Source organism: Actinoallomurus sp. NBC_01490 (assembly GCF_036227085.1).
GTDB classification, from domain to species: domain Bacteria; phylum Actinomycetota; class Actinomycetes; order Streptosporangiales; family Streptosporangiaceae; genus Actinoallomurus; species Actinoallomurus oryzae.
This window is the reverse complement of sequence record NZ_CP109433.1, coordinates 10,653,125-10,668,518: the sequence shown is the minus strand read 5'-3', so window position 1 is coordinate 10,668,518 and position 15,394 is coordinate 10,653,125. Positions and strand designations below refer to the sequence as shown.

Below are 15,394 nucleotides of genomic sequence, written 5' to 3'. Positions count from 1 at the left end.
TGCACCTAAACGACATTCGCGTCCGCTTTGGACACGCCTCGCTCTCGCGTTTCCTGGATCTGTATGCGGTTGTCGCGATCCGCGTGGCCTGATCGTTAGGGGGTACTCATACGGGACGTCTGGGGTGGTCGAATGTAAGTTCGACTCGATCGGGTCAAGGAAGATTTACCCTTCCCGTAGTACTTGGCACGTTTAATGGGACCTTCGACCCTGGCTGTGAGCGTCAGCGACCATCATGATTAATTACGGTATGCAATGTGGCAAGTGGAGGCTGGCAGGCGAACTCAATCGCGTACCGGGGTGGCTATCCTCGGAACGATACATAGCGATATAGCGGATTCGATCTCGTGTCATGAAGAGATGCCTGGCATCCATCGGAGGGGATCGTAATCATGGGGAAGGGATCAAATTCTAATCCTAGGCTAGGGCCTATCCTTGCCGCCTTTGGGTTGTTCGTCGTCGCGATACTCGGTCCGGGTACGACATCAGCTGAAACAGCCACCGATCATTCGTTCCTCGTGGCCATTCAAAGGGTCGGGATCAATGCACATGATCAGCAAGGAGCTGTCGACGTCGCCAGGCGGGTCGCCGGGATGGCTGACTCTGGGGCCAGTGATGAGGCGCTTCGTCAGCCGGTAAGAGACTTCAACGTCGCAGATAACCATGTTGACTCCTTCATTGCGGCGTCGATCGCAGCTTATTCGCCGTATGCGCCTGACTCCGCTTTCTTGATGGCCATTCAAAAGGCTGGAATCAATGCACATGATCAACAAGGAGCTGTCGACGTCGCCAGGCGGGTCGCCGGGATGGCTGACTCTGGGGCCGATGACGAGGCGCTTCGTCAGCCGGTAAGAGACTTCAACGTCGCAGATGACCACGTCGAGTCCTTCATCGCGGCATCGATCGCAGCGTACGGGTCCTAGCGCGGCAATGATGCCGATCGGCAGACTGCCCTCATTACAACCGGCGGCACGATCAGCGCTGATGGTTCGGTGAGATTGGCGAACATCAGCTGGCTCCCCCATCCTGCGTCGGCTTCGGCTCGGCGCCGAACTCCAGCATCGACTGTGTGGGATCGGTCAGCAGCCCACGGGCCTGCTCCAGCAACACCCCCAGCTCGGCTCCGGGTGCGCCTGCCCGGTGCGGGCTGATCGCAAGGCCCCTGGTCGATCAGCCCTCGGCCGACTGCTGCAGCTTGGCGTAGGCGAGCTGCAGCCAGTCCGCCGCCGCCACCGCGGTGACCGTCGCGCCGGCGAAACGGGTCGTTTGCGGGGCGAAGATCATGCCTGCGGCGTACGCGGTCGCCACCCACTGAGCCAGGCAGAACGGGCACGAGATGAGCTCGCCCACCGCGTGCCGTACGCCGGTGCCACGGGCCTCTTCCTTCAGCTCCGCGGGACCCGACACGCCCGCGTAGCGGGTGAACGGCGCGCGGATCGGGCTGGTGACCGGGTCTTTGGCGAGGGTCCGCGCGATCCGGTGTGTGGTGATCGCCATCAGCGTGACGTCCCGGAGACCGAGGTCGGGTGGGCGCCGTCCGGTCAGCCGCGCGACCAGCGCGCCGCCGCCGACGGTGAGGCCGTAGACGGCGAGTGTCGCCGCGTACGATCCCAGCGGGCGATCTTCGCCCTGGCTGTACTCACGTCGCTCCTGACGGGCGGCGTCGGTCACGGTGTTCATGGTCCTCTCCTTCCGGCGTCCCGGCCCGCGCTACCCCACAAGCCCTGCCCCATGCGGGGCGTGCCGATGCGGACCGGCGGCAGACGGATCGAACGGCTCAGCCGCCCGCGCCCCAGCTGAACCGCCAGCCGGAGTACGGGGGAGAGGCGTCCGGCGCGCCGGACATCGTGCACCAGCTCGGGCGGTTGCCGGAGCAGGACATCCAGAGGGTGCCGCCGGGCAGGCGCGGCGGCCGGTGCGGGGTGGGCCGGGTGCGCCGTGCGGTCGTGCGCGGACGGCTGTACAGCGCGATGGCGGCGGCGTTGGAGGAGCGCCGCGGACGGGGTTTCGCGGGCGGGGCGGCGGGGCCCTTCAGCCTGGGCGGCGGCGGTGCGGCCGGTCGTTCGGTGGCGGCGGGCACCACGATGATGATCGCCGCGAGCACGAGCAGCACCGACACGAGGGCGCGGCCCCGCCCCGAGCGCGGGGGCCGTACGTGGTGCGGCACGACGGGAGGGGGCATGGTCGCCGGCCTGGCCGGCGCCGCCAAGACCGGAAGATCGTCCGGCTCGGCGTGGGCGGCGAGCCGGACGACGAGGTCGGTGGCGGACGGGCGGACGGCCGGATCTTCGGCGACCGCAGCGTCGACCAGGGCGCGGAGCGGCTGCCGGAGCGCGCCGGTGTCGACGGGCCGGAACCGGGCGGGCTCGCCGGGCGTGGTCTCGCGGTAGGGGCTCTGGCCCGTGGCGGCGTACGCGACGAGGCAGCCCCAGCCGAAGACGTCGCAGGCCGGGCCGGGCGTGCCGCCGGTGAGCAGCTCCGGCGCCAGCCATCCGGGGTTGTCGGCGACGGCGCCGATCTCGGCCGGATCGCCTGGGATGTCCTCGGCGACGCCGAAGTCGAGGATGCGCAGGCCGTTCTTGGTGAACACCACGTTGCCGGGAGCCAGGTCGCCGTGCATGACGCCCGCGGCGTGCACGGCGGAGAGGGCCTGGGCGAGGTCGGTGGCCAGCGCCGTGACCAGCGCGGGTGCCAGCGGGCCCTTGACGTCGACGATCTGTTCGAGTGAGGGACCGTCGAGGTGCTCGCTGACGAGGTACGGCGGGGTGTGATCCGTGCCGTCGTCGAGCAGCCGCACCGAACAGGAGGACGGCAGCCGCCGCGCGCACGCCGCCTCCGCGCGCAGGCGGGCGCGGACCGGTTCGGGCTCGGCGGCGGCGCCGGGGTGGGCCGTCTTGACCGTCACGAGCCCGGAGCCGCGCCCGTGCGCGACGTAGACGAGCCCGGCACCACCGGACCTGAGCCGCCCGGCCAGCCGGTGGCCACCGACCGCGACCGGATCCTCGGCCTGGAGCAACTGCGCGCCAGCGGGGAGAGTGTCGTTCCGAAAAGCCTGGAATAGCGCTGGTGTCTTCACGTGTGCCTCTTTCGACCGTACCGATCTCGGAGGTCTGGGGACTCTCGATGGTGCTACGCAACGCAGTCATCCGCAAGCGGAACGTCGTCAAAGGTGTGAATGATTCGGGAGAGCGACGATCTTCCGGAAGAACCCGCGTGAGCGGATCTCGGGCCGCGGGTGGTTCCGTCAGCGGGACCCCGGCTCCGGCTGGCAGCGGGGGCACCAGACGGTGGTGCGGCCGGCGGCGCGCCCGTGCGCCAGGCGGGCGCCGCAGCGGGGGCAGACCGGGTCCGGGTCGCCGCGGCGGCCGGTCAGCCACGTACGGCGGCCGGGGACGCGGCCCGTCGGAATCGCCCCGCGCAGGACACGGCGCATGGCCCGGCGCAGCGTGGCGAGCTCCGCCTCGGTGAGGTCGTCGCCGCGCCGGCGGGGGTGCACGCGCGCACGCCAGCAGATCTCGTCCGCCAGCAGGTTGCCCAGGCCGGAGAGGGCCGACTGGTCCATCAGCGTCGCCTTGACCTGACGGCGGCCCCGTACGACCTCGGTGAACTCCTCGCGGCCGACCGTCAGGGCGTCCGGGCCGAGCGATCCGAGCAGCCGGTCGGCGTCCGTGCGGTCGGCGGCGAGCCAGATGCCGCGCAGCTTGCGCATGTCGCGGAAGCGCAGCTCGCCGTCGGGCAGGACGAAGGTCACCCGGTCGTGGGCGTGCGCCGGTGACGTGCCGTCGTCCCACACCATCGCGCCGGTCATGCCGAAGTGCAGGAGCAGGACCGGGTCGCCGGACAGCGGCACCGCCAGCCATTTGCCGTGGCGTTCGGGCTCGCCGAGCGACAGCCCGGTCAGCGTCGCGGCGAGCTTCTCCGGGCCGACGCCGCGCAGCACCTGCGGGTCGTCCACCCGTACGGAGGTGATCCGCCGGCCGGTGCCGTGGTCGGCGACGACGCGGCGGAAGCCCTCGACGTCGGGCAGCTCGGGCACGTCAACCGGGGTACCGGCGCCGGATCAGGCGGTCGTAGGCGATCGCGGCGACCGCGCCGTAGGCCAGGTGCGGCACCGCGTCGGAGATCCAGGACGAGGCCGGCCAGTCGCGCGGATCGGTCAGGCCCGCGGCGGTGGCCGGGGTGTCGCTGCCGAGCATCGCCACGACGCCGAGGGCGAGTGCGCCCGCCGCGACCTCGCCCGCCGAGGACCGGGTGCCGCCGACCAGGCCGTCCAGCAGGCCGTACGCGGCGCCCACCCCCACGCCCACGCCGATGCCCAGCAGGCCGGCGAGTCCCTGGCGGCGGTTCGCGGCGGTCTCCTCGTCGCCGAGGTCCAGGCCGGCGCAGTCCGTGGCGCGGCCGGCCAGTTCCTCCGGTATGTCGCTGGCGGGCCGCCCGCGCACCGCCATGTCGATGTACGTGACGGCGTTCAGCGCCGCCGTGCCGGCCGCTCCGGCCAGCACCCCCGCGATCAGGTGGTCTCTCATCATGCATCCCCCGTGGACGACGTTGTTCGCTTCCCTCCCCGCGTCGGCGCGGCGCTACCCGGCCGGCGGGAACCGGCGTCGGGGGTGCGCGGGCCACGGCACACGAGCGGGACGGCCGGGGAGATGCGGACCGGGGCCGGCCGGGAGGCGGCCTTGGCCTGGAGACGTTCGACGACGAGGTTCTCCAGCATCTGCGGGGTCAGCCGGACACCGAGGTGGTCGGCGCACGCGATCGCGAGGTCGAACTGCCGGTTCACCTCGACGGCCTCGTGCGGAAACCGTGCCAGCAACCGGACACGGACCTCTTCGACGGACTCGGTGTGCTGCCGGCGGACCGCCATGGTCACCACCTCTCGACCAGTGAGACGCCGTCAGCGGGCGCCGCTGACCGGCCGGAGGCTCTCGTTACCCGCGGCGGAGGCGATCAATCTCGATTCCGAGAGATTCACCGACGGTGACCCAGGCCGGCCGCTCACCGGCTGTCGTCGTGCTCCTCCGCCCGGCGTACGCCCTCGTCGTCGGGCGGCAACGCGTCGGGGTGCCCCACGTCCACGCCGGGCACTCCCGTACCGCCCGCCTCGTCCTCCTGCCGGGACATGCCCTCCTCTTCCGGCGGGACGGTACGGCCGCGGGCGTCCGATCCGCGGTTCACCGGGGCGAACCGGCGGTCGTCGGTCGTTTCGGGTTCGTGGCCAAGTTCTTCTTTTTCGGTCATGCGCCCGCCCTACCCCCTCCGGCGGACGTTGATTCAGCGACCGTGGCGCCTGCGGGCCAACGCCCTGGTCAGCGGTGCTTTTGCCCAACTTGGAGGGATCTTGGGACGTCCTGTTTGTCCCAGGTGAGCCCGGGTAGCGCGAGCCATGTACCCGAACACGAACAGTGGAGGTACACGATGAGTACCGTTACCGAAAGTGTGGACGTCAACGTACCGATCCATACGGCGTACAACCAGTGGACGCAGTTCGCGGAGTTCCCGGAGTTCATGGAGGGCGTCGAAGAGGTCAACCAGGTCACCGACACGATGACGCACTGGCGCGTGAAGATGGCCGGGGTGACGCGTGAGTTCGACGCGCAGATCACCGAGCAGATCCCCGACGAGCGGGTCGCCTGGCACTCCACCGAGGGGCCGGAGCACGCCGGTGTCGTGACGTTCCACCGCACGGGCCCGGACACCACGCGTGTCACCACGCAGATGGACGTCGACCCCGAGGGGTTCCTGGAGACCGCCGCGGACAAGGCGGGGCTGCTCAAGAGGCGGGCCAAGTCCGACCTCAAGCGGTTCAAGGAGTTCATCGAGCGCCGGGGCCGCGAGACCGGCGCCTGGCGGGGCAACGTCGACCGCCCGGAGCCCTGATTCATCGGGAGGCGAGGCCGTCCTCACCGTGGGACGGTCCTCCCTCCCGCCCGGCTCCGGCCCCGCGCACCACCTGACGAGCGGGTACGCCCGCGAATCTTCCCCGAGAGACGGAATCATGACCACCACGCTCATCGACATGGCCCCCGCGCCCTGGATGACCGAGGGCGCCTGCCGGGACGAGGACCCCGAACTGTTCTTCCCGATCAGCGCGAGCCAGGCCGGCGCCGACCAGGTCGACCGGGCCCGCGCCATCTGCGAAGGGTGCCACGTGCAGGCCGAGTGCCTCCGCTACGCCCTGGCCAACCGCATCGCGCACGGCATCTGGGGCGGGCGCACCGAGCAGCAGCGCCGGTCCCTGATCAGAGCCCGCAGGCGCCGCCGCCTGAAGATGCGGACCCGGCCGTAACCCTCGAATGCGTGAGGCGTGCCCGGGTAGGGCTCGCCGTACCGGGCCGTACCGGCAGGCGCCCGTAGCACGGAGGAGGGAAGGAACGCCGAGATGACCGCTTTCGGATACACGATGATGTGCGAACAGGCACCTCCCGACCAGCTGGTGCGCGACGTCCGCTCGGCCGAGGGGGCCGGCTTCGACTTCTCAGTGATCAGCGACCACTACCAGCCCTGGCTGCACTCGCAGGGCCATTCCGGATACGCGTGGTCCGTCCTCGGCGCCGCCGCCCAGGCCACCGAGCGGATCCCGCTGATGACGTTCGTGACCTGCCCGATCGTCCGCTATCACCCGGCCGTGGTGGCTCAGAAGGCGGCGACCGTGCAGATCCTGTCCGGCGGGCGGTTCCGGCTCGGGCTCGGAGCGGGGGAGAACCTCAACGAACACGTCGTCGGGCAGGGCTGGCCCCTGGCGGGCGTACGCCACGAGATGCTCACCGAGGCGGTCGAGGTGATCTCCAAGCTCTTCGACGGCGGCGACGTCGCCTATCGGGGCGAGTACTTCGACGTCGAGCAGGCCAGGCTCTGGGACCTGCCGGAGACCCGTGTGCCGATCGGCGTCGCGGTGTCCGGCAAGAGCTCGTGCCGCCTCGCCGGCGAGAAGGCCGACCTCATGATCGCGACGGAGCCCAAGCGGGAGCTGGGCGAGATGTTCGACGCGGCCGGCGGCGCGGGCAAGCCCCGCGTCGGGCAGATCGCGGTCGCCTACGACGCCGACCGCGACGCCGCGGTGAAGCGCGCCCATGAGCAGTTCCGCTGGTTCGGACTGGGCTGGAAGGTCAACGCGGACCTCGTCGGCCCGACCGCCTTCGAGGCCGCGACGGAGTTCGTCACGCCCGAGCAGGTCGCCGAGCAACTGCCCTGCGGCCCGGACGTCGACGAGCACGTCCGCAAGATCAAGCCGTTCGTCGACGCCGGTTTCGACGAGATCGCCCTCGTCCAGATCGGCGCCGACCACCAGGACGAATTCTTCGGCTGGGCGGAGCGTGAACTCCTCCCGGCCCTGCGATCCCTTTGAGGGGGCCCGACATGACGAACCGTGATCCGCGTTCGGAGCTGGAGGAACAGGGGATTCCGGACCTGCAGGACGGCTATCCCGAGCAGCAGTGGGCCGAGGATCCCCAGCAGGCGCCCGTGCCCGGCGACGAACCCGTGGCGGTGGAGGACTTCGGTACGACCGCCGAGGAGGAGCGTGAGGGGGAGTCGCTGGACGGCCGGCTGAGCCGCGAGGAGCCCGACGTCGGCGCCCGCGGCGCCACGGAGACCCCGCGTGGCGCGGGACGGCTGGTCCAGCAGGACGAAGGCGTACGCGACGACACCGAGAGCGAGGAGGTCGCCGAGGACGTCGGCCCGGACACGGGCGGCTTCACCGCGGAGGAGGCCGCGATCCGGGTGGAACGCGAAGGCTGACCGGACGACCACCGGGCCGCCCCCTGTCTCCGGACGTCGGGGCGGCCCTGGCATGTTCTGGAAGGTCCGTCCGACGGGCGCGGTCTCCATGGGCTTTCTGACCGCGCTTTTCCGCACGCGACCGCCGCTGCTCCTGGCCGACAGTGGTCCGACACCGTCGTTGATTTCGCTTGACAGGAAGCGTCAATCGCGGTTGCCGGCGATCGTGCCGCCTTGACGAGCGACGCAGCGCACGGCGCCGCATCAGGTGACTTTGCCAATCCTTGACTCTCCTCACCCTGGCCGTGCGGCCGGCGGCCTCGACCGTCTTCTGACAGAAGTGCCCAACTCGCCGCAAATCCGGCTTGAATTTAGTACTTCATGGCGCGATGCCTTATATGTCAGGATTCGCTCGTCGTTCCCCCGCCAGCTCTGAGGAGAGCCCATGCGACGACGCGTGTCCGGGACCATCCTGGGCGGACTGGTTCTCGCCCTGGTCCCCTTCCTGTCCTCGGCGGCCGACGCCGCGCCCCAGGCGCCGGCCGTCTCCCACTCCTTCCACCACTCGTGCGCGACGGCGCGGGCCGGGTACGCGAGCTGTAACGCCCTCGTGCGCAACGACGTGGCCACGAGCACGACGACCCTGCGTGCCGCGGCCGCCGCCCCGTCCGGCCTCTCGCCCGCCAACCTTCAGAGCGCCTACAAGCTGCCGTCCTCCAGCGCCGGCTCGGGCCAGACGGTCGCGATCGTGGACGCGTACGACGCCCCGACCGCAGAGGCCGACCTCGGCGTCTACCGCAGCCAGTACGGCCTGCCGGCCTGCACGACCGCGAACGGCTGCTTCAAGAAGGTCGACCAGAACGGCGGCACGTCCTACCCGAAGAAGGACGGCGGCTGGGCGCAGGAGATCTCCCTGGACCTGGACATGGTCTCCGCGGTCTGCCCGAACTGCAAGATCGTCCTCGTCGAGGCCAGCTCCGCGTCCTTCGCCAACCTGGGCACCGCGGAGAACACCGCGGCCCGGCTCGCCAACGTCATCAGCAACAGCTACGGCGGCTCCGACGCCTCCGACTCCAGCTACGGCTCCTACTACAACCACCCCGGCAAGGCCATCACGGTCAGCTCCGGTGACTCCGGCTACGGCGTGGAGTACCCGGCGTCCTCCCACTACGTGACCGCCGTCGGCGGCACCTCCCTGAAGACCGCGAGCAACAGCCGCGGCTGGACCGAGACCGCCTGGAGCGGCGCCGGCAGCGGCTGCTCCAGCTACAACACCGCGCTGAGCGGCCAGTCCGGTCTCACCGGTTGCTCCCGCCGCGCCGTCGCCGACGTCTCCGCGGTGGCCGACCCGGCCACCGGCGTCGCCGTCTACGACAGCACCGCCTACCAGGGCCAGAGCGGCTGGATGGTCTTCGGCGGCACCAGCGTCGCCGCACCGGTCATCGCGGGCGTGTACGGCCTGGCCGGCAACGCCGCGAACATCGACAACAACTACCCCTACACCCACTCCTCGTCACTGTTCGACGTGACCTCGGGCAGCAACGGCAGCTGCTCCACCACCAAGTGGTGCAAGGCGGGCACCGGCTGGGACGGTCCGACCGGCCTCGGCACGCCGAACGGCACCGGAGCCTTCTGAGACACGCACGCGGAAACGGGCCCGGCGCCGCGCCGGGCCCGTTTCCGTACGCCCGCTCAGAACCTCTCGGTCTCGTGGCCGTAGCCGAGCGTGTCCATCACGTCCCGGAGGCCGTCGTACTCCCGCTTCGGCAGGTCGCCGAGCGCCCTCACCGCCGTGTCCGGCGCGCCCTCGCCCGCCACGTGGGCGGACAGCTGTTCCGGTGTCGCCGGGTACCGCGCTCCGGCCAGGGCCTTGGCGAACTCGCTACGGGCGGCCACGTCGCCGGCGGACATGCCGGGCGGGCTGCCCACGGTGCGCGACGAACCCGCAACCGTCGGATCTCGGCCCGCGTCCGTCTCCACCGGTTCGGGATCGTGGTCCCGTTCGGCATGCGTCGGACCGCCGCCGCGTACGAGGCCCTCGGTCTCGTGCCGGAGCTCGTCGTCGAGCCGGGCACCGTGCTTGTCGCTCTTGTCGCCCATCACCACTCCTTCCGTCACACACGCAGCCATACCCGTACGAGGGAGATCATTCATCCGGTCCGCCGGGGATCGCCGGAGCCAGGGCGGCTCTCACGACGGCGAGACCGCAGGCCGTCCCCAGCAGGACGTCGATCTTCATTGGCTGGTGCTGGGCCGTCTGGACCGGCTTGTCACGGCTGGAGGCCGTACAGCGTGCGGATCCCGCCGGTGAAGCACACGACCCCGACGGTGGCGGCCTTGGCGGCGACGACCTGCTGCGGTCCGGTCGCGTGATGGCTCCACACCGGGTGCCCGGTCTGGGCGGCCAGAGCGTAGACCACGTCAGAGCCGGCCAGGTAGACGGTGTCGTTGACCGGTCCCCAGACGCCCCGGAGCTCGCGGCCTTCGAATTTCCAACGCTCCACGCCGGTCACGGCGTCCAGGGCGTGCAGCGTGCCGCCGCTGCGGTCGATGACGTACACCGACAGGAGGTCGGTCACCGGGGGCGCCGTGTTCTGCCCGAACGGGGCGGTCCAGCCGACCGTGCCGATCGAGGCGTCCAGCGAATGGAAGGACCCGCTCTCGCCCACGAAGACCTGCTGGCCGAGGGCGAGCGGAGATCCGAGGGCCGTGGCGGCGGTGAAGAGCCACCGTTTGTGTCCGTTCGTCACATCGACGGTGTGAAGGTGCTGGACGGCGCCCGCCACGGCGTGGTCGTTGAAGGCCACCACCATGCCGGAGACGCTGATGCCGGTGGTGTCGGCACCGGCGCCCGCGCGGTAGGTCCATCGTCGGTCGCCGTCCTTGCGATTCAGGAAGGCCAGCGTCGGGGTGTCGGCGTCCGCGTCCCACCCGACCACGCCCTCGGACGACGCGCCGAAGACGGAGGTGCTCAGCCGGGCAGACCACGCCCTGTTCCCCGTCCGGCCGTCCATCGCGTGGATGCGGGACCCGGCGGACACGAAAATCATGCCCTGGTCCTCAACGATGCCGTTGATCTTGGTGGGACTGGTCCACGTCCAGCGTTGCGCGCCGGTTGTGGGGTCCAGGCCGTACAGCACGTAATCGCCCTCGCGCCTGACCACGAAGACCGTATCGACATCGACGCTGGCGGCGACCCCGCCGGTGTCGGTTTCGGTCACCATCTTCCAGGCCACGCGCGGCTGACGCGTGTTGACGGGCCGGGGACCTCCTCGCTTCATCCCGGTTCGGTTCCGGACCTCGCTGAGCAGCGCGGGAGCGGCGACCGCGGCGGTCACGGCGACCGCGGCCACGCCGCCGGCGGCCAGGACGCGCCGGCGGCTGAGCACCGGCGCCGCCGCGGGCAGCGTCCTGGTGGCGACGCGCGTGCCGGTGTGCTCGGCGACCGTCGGGGCGACCGTCGCCGGGGGGACGACGGTGGCCAGGATCTGGGGGATCGTCGGGCGGGCCTCGGGCCGCTTGTCCAGGCAGGCGGTGATCAGCGGCAGCAGAGCGGCGGGCACGCCCGCCAGGTCAGGGGAGTTGTGCACCACCCGGTAGAGCAACGCGGGGGTCGCACCCGCGCCGAACGGGGAGCGGCCGGTGGCGGCATACGCGAGGACCGCGCCGAGCGAGAACACGTCACTGGACGGCTGGACCGGCCTGCCGTCGATCTGCTCGGGGGACATGTATCCCGGAGACCCGATCGTCGCGCCGGTGCGGGTCAGCGCGCTGGCCTCGGCCGCCCGGGCGATGCCGAAGTCGATCACGCGAGGGCCGTCGGCGGCGAGCAGGATGTTGGACGGCTTCAGGTCACGGTGGATCAGCCCGGCGGCGTGGATCGCCGCGAGGGCGTGCGTCAGGCCCGTCGCCAGCCGGCGCAGCTCACCCTCGCCCATCGGGCCGTGGTCGGCGACATGGTCGGTCAGCGAGGGGCCGGGAATGTAGGCGGTGGCCAGCCACGGGGTCGGGGCATCGGGGTCGGCGCCCAGCACCGCGGCGGTGTACCGGCCGTCGACCGCGCGGGCGGCCTTGACCTCTCGGGCGAACCGGCGGCGAAAGTCACGTTCTTCGGCGAGCTCGGCCCGTACCACCTTGACGGCCACCTGCCGGCCGGCGGTGTCACGGCCGAGATAGACCCGCCCCATCCCGCCCGCGCCAAGGCGGCCGACCAGCTCGTACGGACCGGCAGACGCGGGATCCCCCGGCGCGAGCGGCTCCATCGCATCTCCCACACGCGCTTGTCGGAGGTGGCCCCGGCCCCTTCGGGGTCACTTTAGCGATCAACGGCGAATGTGGCGATCATAGGAGAAAGAGCGCTTTTTCCGGGCGGTCTCTCAGACCGAGGCGGCCGCGTGGCAGGCGCCGTGGCCGTCGGCGCGGGCGACGATCCGGCCCGCGCGGACCCGGATCGCGGTCTCGGTGACGTCGCTCACCGCCGGGACGCCCGCCGCCGCCGCGACCGTGCCCGCCGGGTCGTGCACGACCCGCGGCGCCGGCGGAGACGGGAACGCCTGGCGCAGGCAGCCGCACACGTCGGCGACGGTGAGCCGGGCGAGCGGCGCGAGCTCGCCCGGATCGCCGCTGACCAGGACGACGGTGACCGTCTCTCCCGGCGGCAGCGCGCGTACGGCCTCCTCGGCGGCGCCGAGCCGGTGCAGGCCGAGGATCGCCACCACGCCGTCGCCGTCGAGCCGGGCCGGCTCGCCGCGTACGGCGTCCACCACGGGCGGCGCGGCCCACGGCTCGTCGACGGCGCGGGCGTCGGGGGTGTACGGCAGGTGCGGTGGCGGCCAGCCGTCGCCCAGGTCCAGGTCGGTCAGCCGCTCGCAGGCGCTGACGACGGTGAACGGCTCCACGAACCCGGGCGCCGCCGCGGCGAGGCGGCTCGCCCCGTGCAGGGTGGTGAGCGCCGTCTCCGCGGCCCGGACCATGCGGAGCGCGCCGCCGTCCAGCTCTTCGAGAGCGAGGCCGAGCAGCAGCGCGTCGAGGCGCGTGAGCTGCGCGAACGCCTGCCGGGTCCGGTCATCGGTGATCACTTCGGGGAGGAGCTCGAGGCCGAGCCGGCCGGGTTCGCCGCCGGAGAGGGGGAGCCGGGCGAGCCATGCGCGGGCGAACGCGCCGAGCGCCTCGGACGGGGTACGGCCCGGCCGCTCCGGCCGGGGCGCGCGCTCGGCGTCGTCGGCCAGCACGGCGAAGTAAAGAGCACGCTTGCCGGGGAAGTTGGAGTAGACCGCGCCGCGGGTGAGTTCGGCGCGTTCGGCGATGCGGTCGACCTTGGCGTCGCGGTAGCCGCGCTCGGCGAACTCCTCCCGCGCGGCGGCCAGCACCTTGGCGCGGTTGCGCTCCTGGGTCTCCGCTCTGGTGAGCCGCGCCACGTGTTCCTCCCGCTCGGCGGACGCCGTACGCCTCGTCGCCAGATGGTGCGGCCATATTATGTCGCCATCCGGAAGCCCCGGCGCGAGGCGGCGGCCCGGGAACCACCCGGCGGCTCGTACAGTTTCGGGCATGGGCATGGTGAACACGCTCGGGCTCGTGCTGCACCCGAAGCGCGACTCGGAGGTCGCCATCGACGCGATCCTCAAGTGGGCCGCCACCCGGGGCGGGACGGTTCTCGGACTGCCCGAGGAGATCGGCCGGATCGACTGCAGCGCGGTCGCGGTGCCGCCCGAGGAGATGATCGAGCGGGCCGACCTGCTCGTCAGCCTGGGCGGTGACGGCACGATGCTGCGTACCATGCGGCTGGCCGCGGGGCCGTCCACGCCGGTGCTCGGTGTGAACCTGGGCAAGCTGGGGTTCCTCGCGGAGATCGACGTCGACGGCCTGGCCGGCGCGCTGACCGCGATCGACGCGCACCACTACCAGGTCGAGCCGCGCATGGCGGTATGCGCCGAACTGCCCGGCGGGCGCGTCGTGACCGCGTTCAACGACATCGCCCTGGTGCGGATCCCGGGCGACGGGCTCGCGGCGCTGTCGGTGTCGGTGAACGGCCACCCCTTCGTCCGGTACGCCGCGGACGCGGTCATCGTGGCCACCTCCACCGGTTCGACCGCCTACAGCTTCTCCGCCGGCGGCCCGATCGTCTCCCCGACGGTGGAGGGTTTCCTGGTGATTCCGGCGGCGGCGCACTCGGCGTTCAACCGGGCGATCATGCTCTCGGCCGACGAGGCGGTGGCGCTGGACCTGCTGCCGGCTTCGGGCGACCTCGCCGTGGAGGTGGACGGCGCGGTCGTCGCCCAGATGTCGGCCGGCGACCGGCTGGCCGTGACCGCGCTGCCCGCGGCGGCCCAGGTCGTGCGCCTGGGCGGCACGACCTTCTACGAACGCGCGCGCCGCAAGCTCCGTGTGAGCGGCAGCGCCGAGGTCGACTGAGGCCTCTCCCCGCAGCCCCGCCGTCTCCGGCTTCGAGACGGACCCGCCCGGCAGCGGTTTCGTGGAACGGGCGGAATTAGTCGGATTGACCAACGCCGGACCGGGTAGGCGGTGGAATACCGATCCGGCCCGGCGCCGGACGAAGGGTCCAGCAGCGTGGCCCTCACGTGCCCCGACGAACGTGAGGTGACGGCTGCGCATGCGACCGGTGATCGTAGTCTCGGCCCGGCGACCCGGCGAAGAGACCTAGCGGCCCGCCCGACACAACAGCGCGTACCGCTAGTCCCGCAACTCTTCCTGGGAGATCACATGACGACCCAGATCGACTACGACGACGGCCACGCCGAGGCTCTGCTGGGCGAGCTCGGCAGCCTGCCGCAGGAGGATCCACGGCGCGAGGACATCCGCGCGGAACTCGTCCGCATGCACATGCCGATCGTCCGCGGCATCGCCCGGCGTTACGCCCAGTACGACGAGCCCATCGAGGACGTACAACAGGCCGCGATGCTCGGCCTGGTCAAGGCCATCAACCGGTACGACGCCGAGCGCGGGGAGCGGTTCCTCGCCTATGCCGGCCCGACGATGACCGGTGAGGTCAAACGGCACTTTCGCGACCGTACGTGGCTGTTGCGCATGCCCCGCCGGTTGCAGGAGCTGCGGCTGGCGATGCGTGAGGCCCGGCGTGACTTCTTCCGCGACCACAACCGCGCGCCGACGGTGCCGGAGATCGCCGAGGTCCTCGACATCAGCGAGGAGGAGGCCATCGAGGTGATCGGCGCCTTCGACGCCTACCGGCCGATGTCACTCGACACGCCGGTGGGCGACGAGGAGGACGCCGACTCCTTCGGCGAGCTGATCGGCGCGCAGGACCCGGCGATCGAGGACGCCGTCGACCACATCGCGGTACGCCCGCTGCTCGACAAGCTGCCCGAGCGGGAGCGCATGATCATCTTGTACCGGTTCTACGGCAACAAGACGCAGACCGAGATCGCCGACCTGATGGGCCTGTCGCAGATGCACGTGTCGCGGCTCATCTCCCGCACGCTCGCCCAGCTCCAGGCCGAGTTGCTCAAGGATTCGTGAGGGATGAATCGACGGGCCCGGGGCGGGTAGCGGCGAATACCAAGCCGGTGCGTTGAGACCACCAGCGCGCCGGTCAGCTCGGGGACGGTTGCCGCGGCGGCCGTCCCCGAGCGCGTGCGCGGCGGCGACGTCGCCGAACGCACCGTCGGGGCCGTGCACCGCTCGCCGCGTCGGCGCCGGA

At 71.4% G+C, this 15,394-nt stretch carries 17 protein-coding genes; 8 read left to right on the top strand and 9 right to left on the bottom strand.

Annotation, left to right across the window (positions count from 1 at the left end; all coding sequences use genetic code 11):
* Positions 1-449 precede the first annotated feature (449 nt).
* A complete protein-coding gene (locus OG417_RS49150) occupies positions 450-923 on the top strand; it encodes a DUF732 domain-containing protein (RefSeq protein WP_329245180.1) in 474 nt (157 codons plus the stop codon).
* Between the two features lie 247 nt (positions 924-1,170).
* On the opposite strand, the gene OG417_RS49145 is transcribed toward OG417_RS49150, so the two are convergent.
* The 6 genes from OG417_RS49145 to OG417_RS49120 all read right to left on the bottom strand — a co-directional run bounded on the left by OG417_RS49145 (position 1,171) and on the right by OG417_RS49120 (position 5,241).
* Positions 1,171-1,680 (bottom strand): DUF1360 domain-containing protein, encoded by a 510-nt coding sequence (locus OG417_RS49145; RefSeq protein WP_329245177.1) that lies wholly within the window; start codon positions 1,678-1,680, stop codon positions 1,171-1,173.
* Between the two features lie 97 nt (positions 1,681-1,777).
* Positions 1,778-3,016, bottom strand: a complete 1,239-nt coding sequence (locus OG417_RS49140; RefSeq protein WP_329245175.1) for a serine/threonine-protein kinase — start codon at positions 3,014-3,016, stop codon at positions 1,778-1,780.
* Positions 3,017-3,244: 228 nt separating this feature from the next.
* Complete coding sequence (locus OG417_RS49135) at positions 3,245-4,036, bottom strand: Fpg/Nei family DNA glycosylase (protein ID WP_329245173.1); 792 nt, start codon at positions 4,034-4,036, stop codon at positions 3,245-3,247.
* Between the two features lies 1 nt (position 4,037).
* Positions 4,038-4,526, bottom strand: a complete 489-nt coding sequence (locus tag OG417_RS49130; RefSeq protein ID WP_329245170.1) for a hypothetical protein — start codon at positions 4,524-4,526, stop codon at positions 4,038-4,040.
* Positions 4,526-4,867 carry a hypothetical protein gene (locus tag OG417_RS49125; protein WP_329245167.1) on the bottom strand — a complete coding sequence of 114 codons (342 nt, stop codon included), beginning with the start codon at positions 4,865-4,867 and terminating at the stop codon, positions 4,526-4,528. Before OG417_RS49125 ends, OG417_RS49130 begins: the two co-directional genes overlap by 1 nt.
* A 131-nt stretch (positions 4,868-4,998) precedes the next feature.
* On the bottom strand, positions 4,999-5,241 hold the full coding sequence (locus OG417_RS49120; RefSeq protein WP_329245165.1) for a hypothetical protein: 243 nt from the start codon (positions 5,239-5,241) through the stop codon (positions 4,999-5,001).
* A 177-nt stretch (positions 5,242-5,418) separates the two neighbouring features.
* Here OG417_RS49120 and OG417_RS49115 point away from each other — a divergent pair, with 177 nt between their 5' ends.
* From OG417_RS49115 to OG417_RS49095, 5 genes are all read left to right on the top strand, one after another.
* On the top strand, positions 5,419-5,880 hold the full coding sequence (locus OG417_RS49115; protein WP_329245163.1) for an SRPBCC family protein: 462 nt from the start codon (positions 5,419-5,421) through the stop codon (positions 5,878-5,880).
* A 118-nt stretch (positions 5,881-5,998) separates the two neighbouring features.
* A complete protein-coding gene (locus OG417_RS49110) occupies positions 5,999-6,289 on the top strand; it encodes a WhiB family transcriptional regulator (RefSeq protein WP_329245161.1) in 291 nt (96 codons plus the stop codon).
* 93 nt (positions 6,290-6,382) lie between these two features.
* On the top strand, positions 6,383-7,348 hold the full coding sequence (locus tag OG417_RS49105) for an LLM class F420-dependent oxidoreductase (RefSeq protein WP_329245158.1): 966 nt from the start codon (positions 6,383-6,385) through the stop codon (positions 7,346-7,348).
* A gap of 11 nt (positions 7,349-7,359) precedes the next feature.
* Positions 7,360-7,740, top strand: a complete 381-nt coding sequence (locus tag OG417_RS49100; RefSeq protein ID WP_329245155.1) for a DUF5709 domain-containing protein — start codon at positions 7,360-7,362, stop codon at positions 7,738-7,740.
* Between the two features lie 424 nt (positions 7,741-8,164).
* Positions 8,165-9,355 carry a S53 family peptidase gene (locus tag OG417_RS49095; RefSeq protein ID WP_329245152.1) on the top strand — a complete coding sequence of 397 codons (1,191 nt, stop codon included), beginning with the start codon at positions 8,165-8,167 and terminating at the stop codon, positions 9,353-9,355.
* 56 nt (positions 9,356-9,411) lie between these two features.
* Here the strand turns inward: OG417_RS49095 and OG417_RS49090 are convergent, their stop codons facing one another.
* From OG417_RS49090 to OG417_RS49080, 3 genes are all read right to left on the bottom strand, one after another.
* Positions 9,412-9,819 (bottom strand): DUF2795 domain-containing protein, encoded by a 408-nt coding sequence (locus OG417_RS49090; RefSeq protein ID WP_329245149.1) that lies wholly within the window; start codon positions 9,817-9,819, stop codon positions 9,412-9,414.
* A 170-nt stretch (positions 9,820-9,989) separates the two neighbouring features.
* Positions 9,990-11,981, bottom strand: coding sequence for a protein kinase domain-containing protein (locus tag OG417_RS49085; RefSeq protein WP_329245145.1), 1,992 nt, complete (start codon positions 11,979-11,981; stop codon positions 9,990-9,992).
* A gap of 114 nt (positions 11,982-12,095) precedes the next feature.
* Positions 12,096-13,136, bottom strand: a complete 1,041-nt coding sequence (locus tag OG417_RS49080; RefSeq protein ID WP_329245142.1) for a TetR/AcrR family transcriptional regulator — start codon at positions 13,134-13,136, stop codon at positions 12,096-12,098.
* 130 nt (positions 13,137-13,266) lie between these two features.
* Here OG417_RS49080 and OG417_RS49075 point away from each other — a divergent pair, with 130 nt between their 5' ends.
* Both OG417_RS49075 and OG417_RS49070 read left to right on the top strand, forming a co-directional pair.
* A complete protein-coding gene (locus OG417_RS49075) occupies positions 13,267-14,130 on the top strand; it encodes an NAD(+)/NADH kinase (RefSeq protein WP_329245139.1) in 864 nt (287 codons plus the stop codon).
* 309 nt (positions 14,131-14,439) lie between these two features.
* Positions 14,440-15,213: a SigB/SigF/SigG family RNA polymerase sigma factor gene (locus tag OG417_RS49070; RefSeq protein WP_329245136.1), complete on the top strand. Its 774-nt coding sequence runs from the start codon at positions 14,440-14,442 to the stop codon at positions 15,211-15,213.
* Positions 15,214-15,394: the final 181 nt, after the last annotated feature.